The sequence below is a fragment of the Massilia sp. LMS1-1-1.1 genome, assembly GCF_040815535.1.
GTDB lineage: Bacteria > Pseudomonadota > Gammaproteobacteria > Burkholderiales > Burkholderiaceae_D > Janthinobacterium > Janthinobacterium aestuarii.
Genome location: NZ_JBFPNG010000001.1, coordinates 1,222,144 through 1,239,546, shown reverse-complemented (window position 1 = coordinate 1,239,546; position 17,403 = coordinate 1,222,144). Strand labels below are relative to the sequence as shown.

Sequence of the window (17,403 nt, the reverse complement as noted above, 5' to 3'; positions counted from 1 at the left end):
CAGAGCCCCCGTGGCGCTTCAATGACCCAGGTCAAGCGGCGTAAAAACTCAGGCGGCGACTTTCTTTGGCTTCTTCGCAGGGGCCGGCAATTGCACGATCTGTGTGCCCGCCAGCTTGTCGTGGAGGAATTGACCATTGCCCGTGAACAGGGCCGTGCTGGACCAGGCCAGGATGCCCACGCCGATGGCGCCCAGGGCCGTCCAGTGCTGCAGGTCGAAGGCATACGCCGCCACGAGCGCGGGCAGCAGCCACATCCATGACAGGACATAGCGGTAGGCGGCCACGCGCAGCGGTACATGGGCGTGGCCCGGCAGCACGACTTTCAGGCGCCACGTCTTCATGGCCAGGGTTTGCCCTTCGCGGCTCCATTGATGGATGAAATACGCGCCCATGACGAGGAAGGCCAGGCATTGGCGCATGTGTTCCGTCAACGGCGTATGCGCGCCTTGCACGGCCAGTTCAAACAGCAGAAACGGCAAAAACAGCACGGCCAGGGCCAGCAGCGACTCGTACACCATGGAAATCAGGCGGCGTTTAATCGTGGGATGAGAGATGATGCTGGCGGCAGGCATGCTATTTGGCATTGGTTGGCAGTGGGGCGGGCGTGGCAGGTGGCGTGACGGGCACGGCGGCTGGTGGCGTGGTGGCGGCAGGATCGCCAGCCGGCACGGCCGTCGCTGCGGGAGCGGGCGACAGGGCAGGCACGGCGGCAGGCGCTGCCGGCGTGGCGGGCGCCATGAGCACGGGCGGCTTGGTCGTGGTCGAATTGATCGCAGGCACCTTGCCCAGCGGTTTTTTCGGCACGAGTTCCGTCGCCAGCTTTTTCTTTTGCTCTTCGGGCAATTGCTGGTATTGCTCCCATTGCGCGGTTTTTTGACCCGGATCAATCTTCTTCGTGCGCGTATAGTTTTCGCGCACGAGGCGGCGCTGTTCCGGCGTCAGCTTGACCCATTCGCGCATGCGGTCATGCACGCGGATCTGCTCGTCCGCCGTCATGGAGGCAAAACGGCTGGCGATATCGAGCCATTTCTGCTTGCGCAGCGGTTCCAGCTTGTTCCATTCGCCCGCCAGCGGTTGCAGGGCTTCCTGTTGCGCGCGCGACAGCTTGTTCCATGATGGATTCTCGCCAGCCTTCGGCGTGCCGCCCTTGCCGCCCGTGCGGGGCGAACCGGGCTTGACGGCCGGCACCGGCACCACCACGGGCGCTGCCACCACGGGAGGTGCGGCGGGCGCGGCATGTTGCTGCGCGCCTACCCAGGCGGCGCCCGCCAGGGCGCACGCACCCAGGCCGATGCCGCCAGCCAGCCAGCCTTTGCGTACGCTCGTGCGTGCCATTTATTGCTCGCGTTTCGTCAGGTAGGCGTTGAAGCCATGGTCCATATAGGCGGACAGCGGCAATTCGTCCGACAGGACGGCCGCGTCGATTTCTGCCAGTTCGGCAATATGTTGTTCCTGCTCAAACTGATAGATGCCCACCAGGCCGCCAACGAGCAGCAGCAGGGGGATGATGACGCTCATGCGGCCCAGCCACGACAGCGGCTCGACGAACAGGCTGCTGGTCACGCCGGCGAACACGTTCTGGCGCACGGCGACGGCGGCAGGGGCGTCAGCCTTCTTGCGCGACAAGGCCAGCTTGCGTGCCGCTGCCAGGCGATCGGTGGCCGATGCGGGCAGGTCGTCGAGTTTTTCGTTCAGTGCATGGCGCACTTTGTAAGCGAAATTGAGATCGTCGGTGTTCATAATTTAATTCCCTTGGCTTTCAGCGATTCGGCGAGCGTGTGGGTAGCTCTAGAGCAATGTGTTTTCACGCTACCTTCGGAGCAACCCATCGCTTCCGCTGTTTCAGCCACATCCATGTCCTGCCAGTAACGCATGAGGAAGGCTTCGCGTTGACGTGAGGGCAGTTTTTGTACCTCTGCATCAATCAAATCAAGGATTTGCGCGCGTTCGACCTGGTCGGCCGACGATTCGGCGGCACTCGAGCCCTGTTCCGATTCATAAGTATCAAGTATATCAAAATCTTCATGCTCGTCGCCCGAGGGCTTCATGCCGGAAAACAGGCTGACCCAGGTGTTGCGAACTTTTTCGCGGCGGAAATAATCAAGGATGGTGTTCTGCAAGATGCGCTGGAACAGCATCGGCAGTTCGGCGGCCGGCTTGTCGCCGTATTTCTCGGCCAGCTTGATCATGGCGTCCTGCACGATGTCGAGTGCCGATTCTTCCTTGCGGACCGCGTAGGCGGCCTGCTTGAAAGCGCGCCGCTCGACATTTTCTAGAAAGTCGGATAATTCTTTGTCTGTTGCCATGCGGTATGGGGATCTTAGCGGCTGCTGGGAGCGGTGGGCGAAATGGGGGCGGGTATGCTTTTTGCAACCCCGTGCATGCTAGCAAAAAATGTGCGTTTCCGCAGGGTTTTTGCACAGCGTGCGGGCGAATTGGCCTTTCGCCTGACATTTTCCTTGACCATAATGGTGCAACGCGATAACGTATGGGACGCTTTGAACACCCCAAAGCCCTATGGTCAGGTCGCGACCGGCACACAAGGCCATCCGCGGCAAGACGCGCTTTCATTTGTAGGCAGTTTGTTCTAACCCGCGCCACAAGCGCGAGCGGTTCGTACAGGCGCCACAGAAACTCCGGCCAAACGAGTTGCGTTAAGCGTTGTTTTGTAAGGTATCTATGGGTGCCCAAAGAAATGTCGTGACCGCATGAAAAGGGAAGCAGGAGCACTGTCGCGCACGGCGAACTTCGTCAGGAAAGAACATCCGATCAATCTCCAATGGACCTTGAAAGGAATGTTTCATGAATACCGAAGCAGCAGCAGGACCCATTACCGGCGCAGAAATTGTCGTGCGCTGTCTGGCTGAAGAAGGCGTCGAGCACGTCTTTGGATACCCGGGCGGAGCCGTACTCTACATCTACGACGCCATCTTCCAGCAAAACAAATTCCAGCATATCCTGGTACGCCACGAGCAGGCCGCGATCCACGCCGCCGATGCCTATTCGCGCAGCTCGAACAAGGTCGGTGTCGCCATCGTCACGTCCGGTCCGGGCGTCACGAATGCCGTCACGGGCTTGTCCACCGCGTACATGGACTCGATTCCCATGGTGGTGATCTCCGGCCAGGTGCCGAGCCACGCCATCGGGCAGGATGCGTTCCAGGAATGCGACACGGTCGGCATCACGCGCCCCGTCGTCAAGCACAACTTCCTCGTCAAGGACGTCAAGGACCTGGCAGCGACGATCAAGAAAGCCTTCTTCATCGCCCGTACCGGCCGTCCGGGACCCGTGCTGGTCGATATCCCCAAGGATATCAGCATGCACAAATGCCATTTCGACTATCCGAAGGAAGTCGAGATGCGTTCCTACCGTCCCGTCGACAAGGGCCACTCGGGCCAGATCCGCAAGGCCGTGCAGCTGTTGCTGCAAGCCGAACGCCCGATGATCTACACGGGTGGCGGCGTTATCCTGGCGAATGCCTCGGCAGAGCTGAACAAGCTGGTCGACCGCCTGGGTTTCCCGTGCACCAACACCTTGATGGGCCTGGGCGGCTACCGCGCCTCGAGCGAGCAGTATGTCGGCATGCCCGGCATGCACGGCACCTATGAAGCGAACATGGCGATGCAGAACTGCGACGTCCTGATCGCCATCGGCGCCCGTTTCGATGACCGCGTGATCGGCAACCCGAAACATTTCGCCTCGCATCCGCGCAAGATCATCCACGTGGACATCGATCCATCGTCGATTTCCAAGCGCGTCAAGGTCGATATCCCCATCGTCGGCAACGTCAAGGACGTGCTGATCGAGTTCCTCGCGCAACTGGACGCGGCCGAAGCCAAGCCGAATGTCAATGCTTTGAGCAACTGGTGGAAGCAGATCGCCGAATGGCGTGGCCGCGAATGTCTGAAATACCCGACCTCCGACCTGGTCATCAAGCCGCAATCGGTGGTGGAAAAGGTGTTCCAGATCACCAAGGGCGACGCCTTCATCACGTCCGACGTGGGCCAGCACCAGATGTGGGCGGCGCAATATTATGGCTTCGACAAGCCGCGCCGCTGGATCAATTCCGGCGGCCTGGGCACCATGGGTGTCGGCTTGCCGTACGCCATGGGCGTGCAGATGGCCAATCCGGACGCCACCGTTGCCTGCATCACGGGTGAAGGTTCGATCCAGATGTGCATCCAGGAACTCGCCACGTGCAAGCAGTACCACCTGACGCCGAAGATCATCATGCTCAACAACCGCTTCCTCGGCATGGTGCGCCAGTGGCAGGAAATCGATTACGGTTCGCGCTATTCCGAGTCGTACATGGATTCGCTGCCCGACTTCGAAAAGCTGGCGGAAGCGTACGGCCACGTGGGCATGAAAATTGAAAAACCGGGCGACGTCGACGGCGCCCTGAAAGAGGCGTTTGGCATGAAAGACAGGCTGGTATTCATGAACTTCATTACCGACCAGTCCGAAAACGTGTGGCCAATGGTGAAAGCCGGCAAGGGCCTGTCCGAAATGATGCTCGGTTCGGAGGATCTCTAATCATGCGCCATATTATTTCTGTCTTGCTGGAAAACGAAGCGGGCGCCCTGTCGCGCGTGGTGGGCCTGTTCTCGGCACGCGGCTACAACATCGAAACATTGACGGTGGCGCCGACGGAAGACTCGACCCTGTCGCGCATGACCATCGTCACCAGCGGTTCGGACGACATCATCGAGCAGATCACCAAGCACTTGAACCGCCTCATCGAGGTGGTCAAGGTGGTGGACCTGACCGAAGGCCAGCATATTGAACGCGAGTTGATGCTGATCAAGGTTCGTGCCGTGGGCAAGGAACGCGAGGAAATGAAGCGTACCGCCGATATCTTCCGTGGCCGCATCATCGATGTCACCGAAAAGACGTACACGATCGAACTGACCGGCAACAAGGTCAAGCTCGACGCGTTCATCGATTCGATCGACCGCGCCGCCATTCTGGAAACCGTCCGTACCGGTGGTTCCGGTATCGGCCGCGGCGAACGCATCCTCAAAGTATAAAAAGACTAGTAGTACTAAGCGGCCCTGGCGTCGCATTTAAAACAACAACGCATCATCAAATATATAGGAAATACCATGAAAGTTTTTTACGACAAAGACGCTGACCTCTCCTTGATCAAAGGCAAAAACGTTGCCATCATCGGCTACGGTTCGCAAGGCCACGCACACGCACAAAACCTGAACGATTCGGGCGTCAACGTCACCGTCGGCCTGCGCAAGGGCGGCGCTTCATGGACCAAGGTCGAGCAAGCCGGTCTGAAAGTGGCGGAAGTCAACGACGCCGTGAAAGCGGCCGACGTCATCATGATCTTGCTGCCAGATGAAAACATCGCTCAGGTCTACAACGAAAACATCGCCCCGTTCGCCAAGCAAGGCGCTGTCCTGGCCTTCGCCCACGGCTTCAACGTGCATTACGGCCAAGTCGTGCCACGCGCCGATCTGGACGTGATCATGGTCGCGCCGAAAGCGCCAGGCCACACCGTACGCGCCACCTACACCCAGGGCGGCGGCGTGCCCCACCTGATCGCCGTGTACCAGGACAAATCGGGCATCGCCCGCGATATCGCCCTGTCGTACGCATCGGCCAACGGCGGCGGCCGTGCCGGCATCATCGAAACAAACTTCCGCGAAGAAACCGAAACGGATCTGTTCGGCGAACAAGCCGTGCTGTGCGGCGGTGCCGTGGAACTGATCAAGGCTGGCTTCGAAACCCTGACGGAAGCGGGCTACGCGCCTGAAATGGCGTACTTCGAGTGCTTGCACGAACTGAAACTGATCGTCGACCTGATCTATGAAGGCGGCATCGCCAACATGAACTACTCGATCTCGAACAACGCCGAATACGGCGAATACGTGACCGGTCCTAAGGTCGTGACGTCGGCCACCAAGGATGCGATGCGTCAATGCCTGAAAGACATTCAAACGGGCGAATACGCGAAGAGCTTCATTCTGGAAAACAAGGCAGGCGCACCGACCCTGATCTCGCGCCGCCGCCTGACGTCCGAGCACCAGATCGAAGAAGTGGGTGCGAAACTGCGCGCCATGATGCCTTGGATCGCCAAGAACAAGATGGTTGACCAGTCGAAGAACTAAGCAGTTGTAGTGCATCACAAGAAGCCGGCGCAAGCCGGCTTTTTTTAGGTTCATCGCGTTTTGCCGGGAAAGGCATCCTTGATCTTCAAGAAGAAATAGGATGCATCCCGAAATCCGTAGGCCATGCGCTTGATGACCTTGATGCGGTTGTTGACGCCTTCGAGGACCGAAGAGTTCATCGGGTAGATGGACGAAGCGAGGATACCGCGCCGGTATTTGGCGAGGCGTTTGGCAAACTGGACCAGTGGTGCGATCTGGCTTTCCAGAGCAAGGTTGAGCCAGGCTTTCCATCGGCGAGCACCTTCCCGGACCGATGGCGCATACCAGATCTCTTTGAGTTCAGTTTTGAGTAGGTAGACCGTCGCCAAGGGCTGATTGGCAGCGAGCAGTTCCTCAAGCTGGATGGCCTGCTCGGCTTTCAGGTTGTTGCGGTTGCGTAGTAGCAGCCAGCGGCTGCGCTTGATGACCTGGCGCGCCTTCGGCTCGGCACGTAAGGTATTGGCTTGGTCAACGCGTACCCGGTCGACGACTTCGCGGCCAAAGCGGGCCACAACGTGAAACAGGTCGTAGACCACCTCGGCATTCGGACATTGCTGGCGGACCTCAAGATCCATGGCCGTGTTCATATCCATGGCAACGGCTTCGATTCGTTGGCAACCTTCCTCTCCCAGCCTCTCGAAAAATGGCCGGATCGCCTCTCGGCTATTGCCTTCCCCAACCCAAAGGACGCGCATGCGCTCTGCATCCAAGGCCACGGTAGCGTAACGATGCCCCTTGTGCAGAGCAAACTCGTCCATGACTAGACGGCGTACGCCTTCCGCCGAAAAGTCGCCATGCAGGTGCTGCAAACGCCGATGATCAATCTCTTTGATGGTATGCCAGTGCAGGCCAGTGAGGCGGGCTATATGGGCAATGGGGAGCAACTGCGCCAACGCCTCGACCCAGAGGCGTACGCGGTGTGTGATACGCGCGCGTCGATCAAGCCAGGCAATATGCTCGGCGACGCGCGCATCGCAGTGATGACAATCCAATCGCCGTACTGGCACGTCGAGCCAGACACGCTTGTCCAACATGTCGCGGTCGCGTACCTTGCGCCTTCGGCGCTCATGCACCAGCGCGCAGGGCTGGTGGCATGCCCCACATAACGCATCGCTTGCCGGGCAGGCCTGGAGAACGATCAGCAGGGAGCCGTCTTCTTGTTCTTGGACGGAATCGACAATATGGCCTTCCCAAAACGGAAGCGACGACATAACATTGAGCATGGCGGTGGTTTGACAGATTGACTTGTTTGGCGACTATCAATCTACCAACATCAGGCCTCCGCCTCCACATCCCGCTCAGTCGTCAATCCTGTCTTCCCCCATTCTCCGCGAAGAACCTTTTTTTATGCAGGCGTTTGGCAGGCAACATCCGTTACAATCAGGTCCATTCAACAATACCGTCAGCGCCATGCTTGTTTTTTCTAAAGTTTTTGTCGGGAATCTTCATGTGGTCAAGCGCCCCGTCTCGCTTGCCATCAGTTGCTGGTTTCTGGTCATCGGTTCTCTGTCATCCCTCGTGTCGGCTTACCTCGGCCGCAACGATCCCGCCATGCAGGCGTGGATGGCGCACAGCGCGATTCCCGCCGAGGCGCAATACGCGATCCTGCTCGCCAGCCTGGGCATTACCCTGGTGGCCGCGCTGGCCATGCTGCAAAGGCAGCGTGGCGCGCGCACCGTGTATCTGGTGTGGGGCGTGATCGACATTGCGCTCAGCCTGGCGACCGTGCCGCTCAAGATGAATGTCTTGCCTGGCGCGCTAACGTTCGCCGTCATCTGCGCCTTCCTGTACAGTCCGAAATCGAATGCCTGGTTTTCGCCACGCAAGGCGGCCAATGATGCCTGCATGACGCCAGCTTGAGCGCGGCTGCTTCCGTCCGCACGTTTTTCGCCCGCCTCCTGTCTTTTTATATTCCTATATAATCCCGCCCTTCCTTTGCAGTTTCATACTTGACTGCATCTGTTTCGGTATCTGCCGACCGCAACGCGCATCACCGCTTTCGTTGCACGCCAGGCGCTAGTTTATTGAGCCGCTTGCGCAACCAGAAGGACTCCTATGACCGACCGCACTACCGCCGCAGTACCCATGCCGGGCACTGCCGAATCTTCCATTTCCGAACGTCTCCCCGTGCTGGCCTTGCTGGCCCTGGCCATGACGGCGTTTCTCGCCCTCCTGTCGGAAACCTTGCCGGCCGGCTTGCTGCCGCAGATTGCCCGCGATCTCGGTATTTCCGAAGTCATGACGGGCCAGTTGGTGACCGTCTACGCCATCGGTTCCATCCTGACGGCCATTCCCCTGACGGCGCTGACGAGCGGCTGGCGCCGGCGTAATGTCTTGCTGCTGGCCATCATCGGCTTTTTGATCTTCAACACGGCGACGGCCCTGTCGCCCAACTATATCGTTGCCCTGGTTTCGCGCTTCGTCACGGGCATGGCCGCCGGGCTGGCCTGGGGCTTGATGGCCGGCTACGCGCGCCGCATGGTGAGCGTCGAACAGCAGGGCAGGGCGATGGCCATTGCCATGATCGGCACGCCGCTGGCTCTGTCGCTGGGCGTGCCGCTGGGCACCCTGATGGGTGGCGTGCTGGGCTGGCGCAGCATCTTCGGCATCATGTCGGGCCTGGCCGTGGTGCTGGTCGCGTGGGTACTGCTGGCCGTGCCCGATTATCCGGGGCAAAAGAATGGCGAGCGCCTGTCGATCCGACAGGTATTCATGACCCCGGGCGTGCGGCCGATTCTGGCGGTGATCGTCGCCTGGATGCTGGCGCATAACATTCTATATACCTACATCGCGCCGTTCCTGGCGCCGTCCGGCTTGCGTCCGCGCGTCGACCTGGTGCTGCTCGTGTATGGCATCGGGTCCCTGGCCGGCATCTGGCTGGTCAGCCAGCTGATCGACCGCTGGCTGCGCCCGCTGGTGCTGGGCTGCATCGCCGCCTTGGCCCTCGTGATGGTGGCGCTGGGCCTGGCGATGGACTCCCCCATCGTCATTTATGTCAGCATGGCCATCTGGGGCATCACCTTTGGCGGCGCCGGCACCTTGCTGCAGACGGCGTCGGCGGACGCGGCCGGCGACGGCATGGACGTGGCGCAAGCCATGGTGGCGACCATCTGGAACGTGGCCATCGCCGGTGGCGGCCTGGCGGGTGGCATGCTGCTCGACAGCTATGGCGCGGCATCGTTCCCGTGGGCCATGTTGGCCTTGCTGCTGGTGGCGTTGACGATCGCCTGGTGCGCGCACCGCCACAGTTTCAAGCCGGGCCGGCGCAGCGGCGGCGCAGTCGTCGGCCACTAATAACATTGTTATTTATGATGACAGTGTGTTGAAATGTGAGCAGATGTGACTGGCAAGCGCATTTTGTGACGATTTGTTAATTTGCGCCACGGGAATGAATGAGGCGTTAGAATCTACACAGTTTGACAAGTTTCTCAAGCGAAAGGGGTGCCAAAAGCGCCCCGTTCGCTGGCTGTCAGCCACATTAACTACCTAGGAGTACCCCCATGACCGTGATGAAATCCGTCCTTGTTGCCGCCGCAGCCACCGTTGCCCTGAGCGCGCAAGCTCAATCCTTGCCGACTTCCGGCACCTTGGTGGTCGTCCCCGCGTTTGGCGAAGTCAAGCATGTCAATGACCAGGTGGTCGCTACCCTGGCCGTCGAAGAACAGGACAAGGATAAAGCCGCGGCCGCGTCGCGTGTCAACCAGAAGATGAACAAGGGCATCGCCATCGTCAAGCAGGCCGACCCGTCGGCGGCATTGAAATCGTACGGCTACTACACTTATCCCGTGTATCCGGAAGACCGCCCATTGCCGGCTGGTGCCGTTGCCAAGCCGCGTTTGCCAACGGCCTGGCGTGTCGGCCAGTACCTGGAAGTGACGACGGCCAATCTGGCGTCCCTGCCAAAGACCGTGTCGGCGGCGCAAGGCGTGCTGACCCTGAATGGCTTGAATTTCGGCCTGAAGCCGGAAACCATCCGCCTGCTGGACGACCAGCGCATCGCCGCCACGTATAAAAACCTGAACGAGCGCGTGGCCGCCATCGCCAAGGCCATGGGCCGCAACGTCTCCGACGCCGTGCTCGATACGGTGGACTTCGAAGGTTCGGGCAACTACGCCACGGAAAACCGTCCTGCCGCCGCACCGATGATGATGCGCAGCGCCAAGATGGCCGAAGACAGCACCGTCGCCGAACCGAGCTTCGAGCCGGGCGAAACGACGCTCGACATGCGCGTCGTCGGCAAGGTCAAGTTCAAGTAAGCGCGTTAGCGCGGAAACATTTTCGCGTTAGACTGTTTTAAAAATCATGGGGCTGTTGGCCCCATGGTCGTTTTTGCCCCCAATATTTCCAGGAGAACCCCATGACCGTCATGAAATCACTGCTGGCTGCAGCCGCCGCTACCGTTGCCCTGAGCGCACAAGCCCAGATCCTGCCCACCTCCGGCACCCTCGTGGTGGTGCCCGCCAACGGCGAAGTGGTGCATGCGAACGACCAGGTGACCGTCACCCTGGCCGTCGAAGAGCAGGACAAGGACAAGGCCGCCGCCGCCTCGCGCGTGAACCAGAAGATGAATCAGGGCGCGGCCATCGTCAAGAAAGCCGATCCGCAAGCCGTGCTGAAGACCCAGGGCTACTACACGTATGCCGTGTACCCGGAAACGGCGCCGCTGCCACCTGGTGTCGCCGCCAAACCCAGAGTGCCGACCGGCTGGCGAGTGGGCCAATACCTGCAGGTGACGACGACGAATCTGGCCGCCTTGCCGAAAACCGTGTCGGCGGCGCAAGGCGTGCTGACCCTGAACCGTCTGAACTTCGGCCTGGCGCCCGCCACCATCCGCAAGCTCGACGACCAGCGCATCGCCGCCGCCTACAAGAACCTCAACGAGCGCGTGGCCGCCATCGCCGGCGCCATGGGGCGCAACGTCAGTGACGCCGTGATCGACACCATCGATTTCGAAGGCTCGGGCAACTATGCGCAGCGCGTCAATGTGACCGGCGCGCGCAACATGAGTGCCGACGTTGCAAGCTATGGCGGCAACCAGGTGGCCGAACCGAGCTTCGAGCCGGGCGAAACGACCCTGAACATGGGTCTGGTGGCCAAGGTCAAGTTCAAATAAGGCTTGAACAGGGATCAATATTGTCAGCTTGACGCCGCCGCGCTTTTCTTTGGCGGTGGCTCCTCTATAATGACAACATCGGCAGGCGCATGCCGTGACAGTCATGCGCCTGCCATCTGGCACCGATTCCCCCGCAGTACACAAGATATGGAACAACATGGCAAACTTCCCCCGTCGTAGAGGCAAGAACGGCACTCCCGCAGTATCCAAAGCGTCCCGCTTCAGCAAATTCGCGCGCCAGCCGGTGAGCGATGGCACTGGCAAGAAAACCTTGCGCCGCCGCGGCATCTACCTGTTGCCGAACGCCTTCACGACGGCAGCCCTGTTTTGCGGCTTCTACGCCATCGTCATGGCCATGAACCAGAAATTCGAACACGCGGCCTGGGCCATCTTCATCGCCATGATCCTCGACGGCCTGGACGGGCGCATCGCGCGCCTGACGAATACGCAGAGCGAATTCGGCGCCCAGTACGACAGCCTGTCCGATATGGTGTCGTTTGGCGCCGCGCCGGCGCTGGTGATCTACGAATGGTCGCTGCGCGGCATGGGCAAACTGGGCTGGCTGGCCGCCTTCGTGTATTGCGCCGGCGCCGCCTTGCGCCTGGCCCGCTTCAACACGAATATCGCCGTGGTCGACAAGCGCTTCTTCCAGGGCTTGCCCAGCCCGGCTGCGGCGGCCATGGTGGCCGGCTTTATCCTGCTGATGAACGACCTGGAATTTGCCGGCAACCAGCTGGCCTGGGTGTCGTGGACGATCGCCCTGTTTTCCGGCCTGACCATGGTCACCAACGTGCCGTTCTACAGCTTCAAGGATGTGAATTTCCGCAAGTCCGTGCCTTTCATCGTGGTATTCCTGCTGGCATTGTTCTTTGCGCTTATTTCCATCGATCCGCCGAAGGTGCTGTTCCCGATTTTCGTCGTGTATGGCCTGTCCGGCTACGCCGTGTTTTTCTGGCGCATGGCAAAGGGCAAGCCCGTCAGCATCATCCAGACCGACCCCGAGCATTAATGCGGCGAGTCGGTAGCGTCGCCAGTCTTCAGCCAGCCAGGAGCAGCCATGACCACCAGCAACCGACTCATCATTTTTGACACCACCTTGCGCGACGGCGAGCAATCGCCGGGCGCCTCCATGACGCGCGAGGAAAAGCTGCGCATCGCCAAGCAGCTCGAGCGCATGAAGGTCGACGTGATCGAGGCGGGCTTCGCCGCCGCCTCGCAGGGCGATTTCGAATCGATACGGGCGATTGCCGGCGCCGTGCGCGAGTCCACCATCTGCTCGCTGTCGCGCGCCAACGACCGCGACATCGCCCGCGCCGCCGAGGCGCTGGCGCCAGCCGAGCGCAAGCGCATCCATACCTTTATTGCCACGTCGCCCCTGCACATGCAGATGAAGCTGCGCATGACGCCAGAGCAAGTGCTTACGCAGGCGCAAAATGCCGTGCGCTTTGCGCGCCAGTTCACGGACGACATCGAATTCAGCCCCGAAGACGGCAGCCGTTCCGATGAAGATTTCCTTTGCCGTGTGCTCGAGGGCGTGATCGCCGAGGGCGCCACCACCATCAATTTCCCCGACACGGTCGGTTACGCCGTGCCCGAAATCTTCGGCGCCACCATCAAGCGCTTGCGCGAACGCATACCGAACTCCGACAAGGCCATCTGGTCCGTCCATTGCCATAACGACCTGGGCCTGGCTGTCGCCAATTCGCTGGCCGGCGTCATGATAGGCGGCGCGCGGCAGATCGAGTGCACGGTCAATGGCCTCGGCGAGCGGGCCGGCAACACGGCGCTGGAAGAAGTGGTGATGGCGCTGCGTACGCGCGCCGCCTATTACAACCTGACGGTGGGCATCGATACGACGCAAATCGTGGCGGCGTCCAAAATGGTGTCGCAGATCACGGGCTTTGCCGTGCAGCCGAACAAGGCCGTCGTGGGCGCGAACGCTTTTGCGCACGCGTCCGGCATCCACCAGGACGGCATTTTAAAGGCGCGCGAGACGTATGAAATCATGCGCGCCGAAGACGTGGGCTGGACGGCCAACAAGATCGTGCTCGGCAAACTGTCGGGGCGCAATGCCTTCAAGCAGCGGCTGCAGGAGCTGGGCATTTCTCTGGAATCGGAAGCGGAAGTCAACGCGGCCTTCCTGCGTTTCAAGGAGCTGGCCGACCGGAAATCCGAGATTTTCGACGAAGACATCATGGCCCTCGTCAGCGAAGAGCAGCAGGCGCAGGAGAGTGAGCACTACCGTTTTGTTGCGCTGACGCAGCAGTCGACGACGGGCGCCGTGCCGCATGCGCGCGTGGAATTCCTCGTCGGCGGCCAGCAGCGCAGCTGTGAAGGGCAGGGCGACGGCCCCGTCGACGCCACCGTCAACGCCATTGAAAGCGCGGCCGCCAGCGGCGCCGAGCTGGTCCTGTTCTCCGTCAATGCCATCAGCACGGGCACGCAGTCGCAGGGTGAGGTGACGATGCGCTTGTCGCGCGACGGGCGCATCGTCAATGGCGTGGGCTTTGATTCCGACATCATCGTCGCGTCGGCCAAGGCGTATCTGTCGGCGCTCAATAAACTGCATGCCAAGGATGAGCGTATCGACCCGCAGCCGTAAGTCGGGGTCAGACCCGCCGGGTCTGACCCCAGAATTTGCATTTGGGGTAGGTGCTAGTCTTAGTGCAAGATGCTCGTCACCAGAAGAAGCGCCGCTCTTCCTTGGCCGGATCGGGCCCGTTCATCATCATGCGCACGATGCCGTCGTGGTCGAAGTGCACATGCATCATGGAATCCCACACGCCCGATTCCTTGTAGCGGTAGGACCAGACGTGCAGTTTCGGCAGCGACAGATACGATGTTTCCGTCGGGCGCCCCAGGGTGTGCAGCACGTCTTGCTGAGTCGACACGCCCACCTTGATGCGGGCAAAGCCCGGCGTGTCGAGCACTTGCTCGTAGGAAATCAACCTGTCGTCGGGGCCGAAGCGGGCCATATACGTGTACTGGCCGTACGGTCCCGTCGCGTATTCGAGTTCGGGACCCGTGGGTAGCTGGTAGATATTCGTGGGACGGCCCAGGCGCGCTTCCACGGCGGCGCGCGGCTCGCCCGGCTGGGGCGGCGGGACGTTCCAGCTGGCGCAGCCGGCCAGCATGGCAAACAGCAGCGGTGTTGCTGATTTGAGCAGTTTTTTCATGTTTGACCTCCTGAAATGCAGGAAAACCCTATCATGCACCGAGAAAAGCGCGCACGGCAGGATACAGGCGGGCATTTTTCCGATATACTTGCGCGTCTGGTTGGAAGCGTAGGCCAGTATTTTAATAATCGTAGTTCACGGTGGATAGGGTTCAGACTCTGTGCACCGCATGTGAAAGGTTTATCATGACAGTAGAAAACATCAACAAAGCCGCTATCATCGCGGACAACGCACGTGGTCAAAACGACACCGGCTCCCCTGAAGTGCAAGTTGCACTGCTGACAGCTCGCATCAACGAACTGAACGGCCACTTCAAAGCCCACTCGAAAGATCACCACTCCCGCCGCGGCCTGATCATGATGGTCAACCGTCGTAAGAGCCTGTTGTCCTACCTGAAGGCTAAAGACGCTACCCGTTATCGCGACCTGATCGCTAAACTTGGTCTGCGCAAGTAATTTTTGCCGTACAAGGTTTATACAGAAATGCCTGCGCCAGTTCGCTGACGCGGGCATTTTGTCATTTGAATTCCGGATTTATGTCGAGAAGTACAGTATTCTCTACCGATATCATGTTTTAAAAGTAAAGTAGTAAAGGCGGCAACGAAGTTTTCGCCGCCTGTGGTGAGGTGAACGACAGCCCCTGAAAATCTGTCGGCAATTAGAAAAGGGATACCCCATGTTTAACAAAGTTACGAAAACCTTCCAGTACGGTCAACATCAAGTGACCCTGGAAACCGGCGAAATCGCACGTCAGGCATCCGGCGCAGTGCTGGTGTCGATCGAAGATACCGTCGTTCTGGCAACGGTAGTGGCACGCAAAGATGCCAAGCCAGGCCAGGATTTCTTCCCTTTGACGGTTGATTATGTCGAGAAAACCTATGCTGCCGGTAAAATCCCGGGCGGTTTTTTCAAGCGCGAAGGCCGTCCTTCCGAAAAAGAAACACTGACCTCCCGTCTGATCGACCGTCCTATCCGTCCGCTGTTCCCGGAAGGCTACCTGAATGAAGTGCAAGTCATCATTCACGTGTTGTCGGTCAACCCTGAAATCGATCCGGACATCGCCGCCATGATCGGCGCATCGGCTGCCCTGTGCGTATCGGGCGTGCCTTTCAACGGTCCTATCGGCGCCGCGCGCGTCGGTTACGCCAATGGCCAGTACATCCTGAACCCGACCGTCCAGCAACTGAAAACGTCGGAAATGGACCTGGTTGTCGCCGGTACCGAAACGGCCGTGCTGATGGTCGAATCGGAAGCGAAACAGCTGTCCGAAGAAATCATGCTGGGCGCCGTGGTCTTTGGCCACGACCAGATGAAAGTCGTCATCGACGCGATTCACGACCTGGTGCGTGACGGCGGCAAGCCGGAAGTGGAATGGGCGCCTGCGCCGAAAAACGAAGCACTGATCGCCCGCGTCGCGCATTTCGCCAACGCCAAGATCAATGACGCGTATCAAACCAAGGACAAGCAAGAGCGTACGGCCAAGCTGAAAGCGGCGACGTCGGAAGTGATCGCCGACCTGTCGGCTGAAGTGGCTGCCAACGGCGGCGCGGCTATCGACAGCGCTGAAGTCAACAACATCCTGTTCGACATCGAAGCGAAAATCGTGCGTACGCAGATCCTCGACGGCGAGCCACGCATCGACGGCCGCGACACGCGCACCGTGCGTCCGATCTCGATCCGCACCAGCGTGCTGCCACGCACCCACGGTTCGGCCCTGTTCACGCGCGGCGAAACGCAAGCGCTGGTCGTCGCGACCCTGGGCACTGCCCGCGACAGCCAGAAGATCGATGCGCTGATGGGCGAGTTCACCGATTCGTTCATGCTGCATTACAACATGCCTCCGTTCGCCACCGGCGAAACGGGCCGCGTCGGTACGCCAAAACGCCGCGAAATCGGCCACGGCCGCCTGGCCAAGCGCGCGCTGATCGCCGCCCTGCCAGCCGCTGAAGAGTTCAGCTACTCGGTGCGTCTGGTATCGGAAATCACGGAATCGAACGGTTCCTCGTCGATGGCTTCCGTCTGCGGCGGCTGCCTGGCACTGATGGACGCCGGCGTGCCGATGAAAGAACACGTGGCCGGTATCGCCATGGGCCTGATCAAGGAAGGCGGCAAGTTTGCCGTGCTGTCCGACATCCTGGGCGACGAAGATCACCTGGGCGACATGGACTTCAAGGTAGCCGGTACCCGCAACGGTATCACGGCGCTGCAGATGGACATCAAGATCATGGGCATCACCAAGGAAATCATGCAAGTGGCACTGGCGCAAGCCAAGGAAGGCCGCGAGCACATCCTGGGCGAAATGCAAAAAGCCATGCCGCACGTCAAAACCGAACTGTCCGATTTCGCACCGCGTCTGATCACCATCAAGATCAACCCGGAAAAAATCCGTGACGTGATCGGCAAGGGCGGCGCCGTGATTCGCGCGCTGACCGAAGAGACGGGCACCCAGATCGACATCAGCGACGAAGGCGTGGTCACCATCGCTTCCGTCGACGCGCAAGCCGGCCAGGAAGCCAAGCGCCGCATCGAAGAACTGACCGCTTCCGTCGAAGTGGGCAAGACCTACGAAGGCACCGTGCTGAAACTGCTGGACTTCGGCGCCATCGTGCAAGTCATGCCAGGCAAGGACGGCTTGCTGCACATCTCGCAGATCGCCAACGAGCGCGTCAACGCCGTGGCCGACTACCTGAAAGAAGGCCAGCTGGTTCGCGTCAAGGTTCTGGAAACGGACGACCGCGGCCGTCTGAAACTGTCGATGAAAGCTGCTGAAGGCAACGAAGCGCCAGCCGCTTAAGTTAGACTGAGTGCGGCCCCGGCCGCATGATCAAAAACCGCCAGCGCGCAAGCCCTGGCGGTTTTTTTTGCGCCGCGTTTGCGCTGTATCGAAGGTGCGGGCAGGCGTCCGCAGCGGCTTTGATGCAGCTCGCATTGGCCGCTGCTGCGCCTTGTAGATTCG

Annotated in this window: 17 protein-coding genes; 11 read left to right on the top strand and 6 right to left on the bottom strand. The window is 60.1% G+C overall.

The annotated features are described in order from the left end of the window. Nucleotides 1-48 precede the first annotated feature (48 nt). Genes MRBLMS1_RS05730 through MRBLMS1_RS05715 form a run of 4 tightly spaced genes read right to left on the bottom strand, consistent with a single transcriptional unit; the run spans nucleotide 49 to nucleotide 2,307 of the window. A complete protein-coding gene (locus MRBLMS1_RS05730; RefSeq protein ID WP_485878299.1) occupies nucleotides 49-573 on the bottom strand; it encodes an RDD family protein in 525 nt (174 codons plus the stop codon). Nucleotide 574: 1 nt separating this feature from the next. Further along, nucleotides 575-1,336 (bottom strand): DUF3106 domain-containing protein, encoded by a 762-nt coding sequence (locus tag MRBLMS1_RS05725; protein ID WP_485878297.1) that lies wholly within the window; start codon nucleotides 1,334-1,336, stop codon nucleotides 575-577. After that, a complete protein-coding gene (locus MRBLMS1_RS05720; protein ID WP_485878296.1) occupies nucleotides 1,337-1,741 on the bottom strand; it encodes a DUF3619 family protein in 405 nt (134 codons plus the stop codon). Further along, complete coding sequence (locus MRBLMS1_RS05715; RefSeq protein ID WP_034779551.1) at nucleotides 1,738-2,307, bottom strand: RNA polymerase sigma factor; 570 nt, start codon at nucleotides 2,305-2,307, stop codon at nucleotides 1,738-1,740. The genes MRBLMS1_RS05720 and MRBLMS1_RS05715 overlap by 4 nt, the downstream gene beginning before the upstream one ends. A gap of 496 nt (nucleotides 2,308-2,803) precedes the next feature. On the opposite strand from MRBLMS1_RS05715, the gene MRBLMS1_RS05710 reads away from it, so the two are divergent. From MRBLMS1_RS05710 to ilvC, 3 genes are all read left to right on the top strand, one after another. Further along, complete coding sequence (locus MRBLMS1_RS05710; RefSeq protein WP_099667148.1) at nucleotides 2,804-4,534, top strand: acetolactate synthase 3 catalytic subunit; 1,731 nt, start codon at nucleotides 2,804-2,806, stop codon at nucleotides 4,532-4,534. Between the two features lie 2 nt (nucleotides 4,535-4,536). Beyond that, the gene (gene ilvN, locus MRBLMS1_RS05705) at nucleotides 4,537-5,028 is read left to right on the top strand and encodes an acetolactate synthase small subunit (RefSeq protein ID WP_010399754.1); all 492 of its coding nucleotides are present in this window, start codon (nucleotides 4,537-4,539) and stop codon (nucleotides 5,026-5,028) included. Between the two features lie 75 nt (nucleotides 5,029-5,103). Further along, nucleotides 5,104-6,120: a ketol-acid reductoisomerase gene (gene ilvC / locus MRBLMS1_RS05700; protein ID WP_034750044.1), complete on the top strand. Its 1,017-nt coding sequence runs from the start codon at nucleotides 5,104-5,106 to the stop codon at nucleotides 6,118-6,120. Nucleotides 6,121-6,170: 50 nt separating this feature from the next. Here ilvC and MRBLMS1_RS05695 read toward each other — a convergent pair whose 3' ends face one another. Beyond that, on the bottom strand, nucleotides 6,171-7,370 hold the full coding sequence (locus MRBLMS1_RS05695) for an ISL3 family transposase (RefSeq protein ID WP_485878963.1): 1,200 nt from the start codon (nucleotides 7,368-7,370) through the stop codon (nucleotides 6,171-6,173). A 238-nt stretch (nucleotides 7,371-7,608) separates the two neighbouring features. Between MRBLMS1_RS05695 and MRBLMS1_RS05690 the strand changes: the two genes are divergently transcribed. The 6 genes from MRBLMS1_RS05690 to MRBLMS1_RS05665 all read left to right on the top strand — a co-directional run bounded on the left by MRBLMS1_RS05690 (nucleotide 7,609) and on the right by MRBLMS1_RS05665 (nucleotide 13,874). Further along, nucleotides 7,609-8,019, top strand: coding sequence for a hypothetical protein (locus MRBLMS1_RS05690; protein WP_070302213.1), 411 nt, complete (start codon nucleotides 7,609-7,611; stop codon nucleotides 8,017-8,019). A 195-nt stretch (nucleotides 8,020-8,214) separates the two neighbouring features. Beyond that, on the top strand, nucleotides 8,215-9,453 hold the full coding sequence (locus MRBLMS1_RS05685; RefSeq protein ID WP_485878293.1) for an MFS transporter: 1,239 nt from the start codon (nucleotides 8,215-8,217) through the stop codon (nucleotides 9,451-9,453). Nucleotides 9,454-9,659: 206 nt separating this feature from the next. Beyond that, nucleotides 9,660-10,415, top strand: coding sequence for an SIMPL domain-containing protein (locus MRBLMS1_RS05680; protein WP_139089916.1), 756 nt, complete (start codon nucleotides 9,660-9,662; stop codon nucleotides 10,413-10,415). Between the two features lie 101 nt (nucleotides 10,416-10,516). Continuing rightward, a complete protein-coding gene (locus tag MRBLMS1_RS05675) occupies nucleotides 10,517-11,272 on the top strand; it encodes an SIMPL domain-containing protein (protein ID WP_485878291.1) in 756 nt (251 codons plus the stop codon). A 157-nt stretch (nucleotides 11,273-11,429) separates the two neighbouring features. Beyond that, a complete protein-coding gene (gene pssA / locus MRBLMS1_RS05670; protein WP_034750030.1) occupies nucleotides 11,430-12,281 on the top strand; it encodes a CDP-diacylglycerol--serine O-phosphatidyltransferase in 852 nt (283 codons plus the stop codon). Nucleotides 12,282-12,329: 48 nt separating this feature from the next. Next, on the top strand, nucleotides 12,330-13,874 hold the full coding sequence (locus MRBLMS1_RS05665) for a 2-isopropylmalate synthase (RefSeq protein ID WP_485878288.1): 1,545 nt from the start codon (nucleotides 12,330-12,332) through the stop codon (nucleotides 13,872-13,874). Nucleotides 13,875-13,950: 76 nt separating this feature from the next. Here MRBLMS1_RS05665 and bamE read toward each other — a convergent pair whose 3' ends face one another. After that, a complete protein-coding gene (gene bamE, locus MRBLMS1_RS05660; protein WP_128142470.1) occupies nucleotides 13,951-14,448 on the bottom strand; it encodes an outer membrane protein assembly factor BamE domain-containing protein in 498 nt (165 codons plus the stop codon). A gap of 185 nt (nucleotides 14,449-14,633) precedes the next feature. Here bamE and rpsO point away from each other — a divergent pair, with 185 nt between their 5' ends. Both rpsO and pnp read left to right on the top strand, forming a co-directional pair. Then, nucleotides 14,634-14,903, top strand: coding sequence for a 30S ribosomal protein S15 (rpsO, locus tag MRBLMS1_RS05655; RefSeq protein WP_010399743.1), 270 nt, complete (start codon nucleotides 14,634-14,636; stop codon nucleotides 14,901-14,903). A gap of 220 nt (nucleotides 14,904-15,123) precedes the next feature. Further along, a complete protein-coding gene (pnp, locus tag MRBLMS1_RS05650; protein WP_485878286.1) occupies nucleotides 15,124-17,241 on the top strand; it encodes a polyribonucleotide nucleotidyltransferase in 2,118 nt (705 codons plus the stop codon). Nucleotides 17,242-17,403 lie beyond the last annotated feature (162 nt).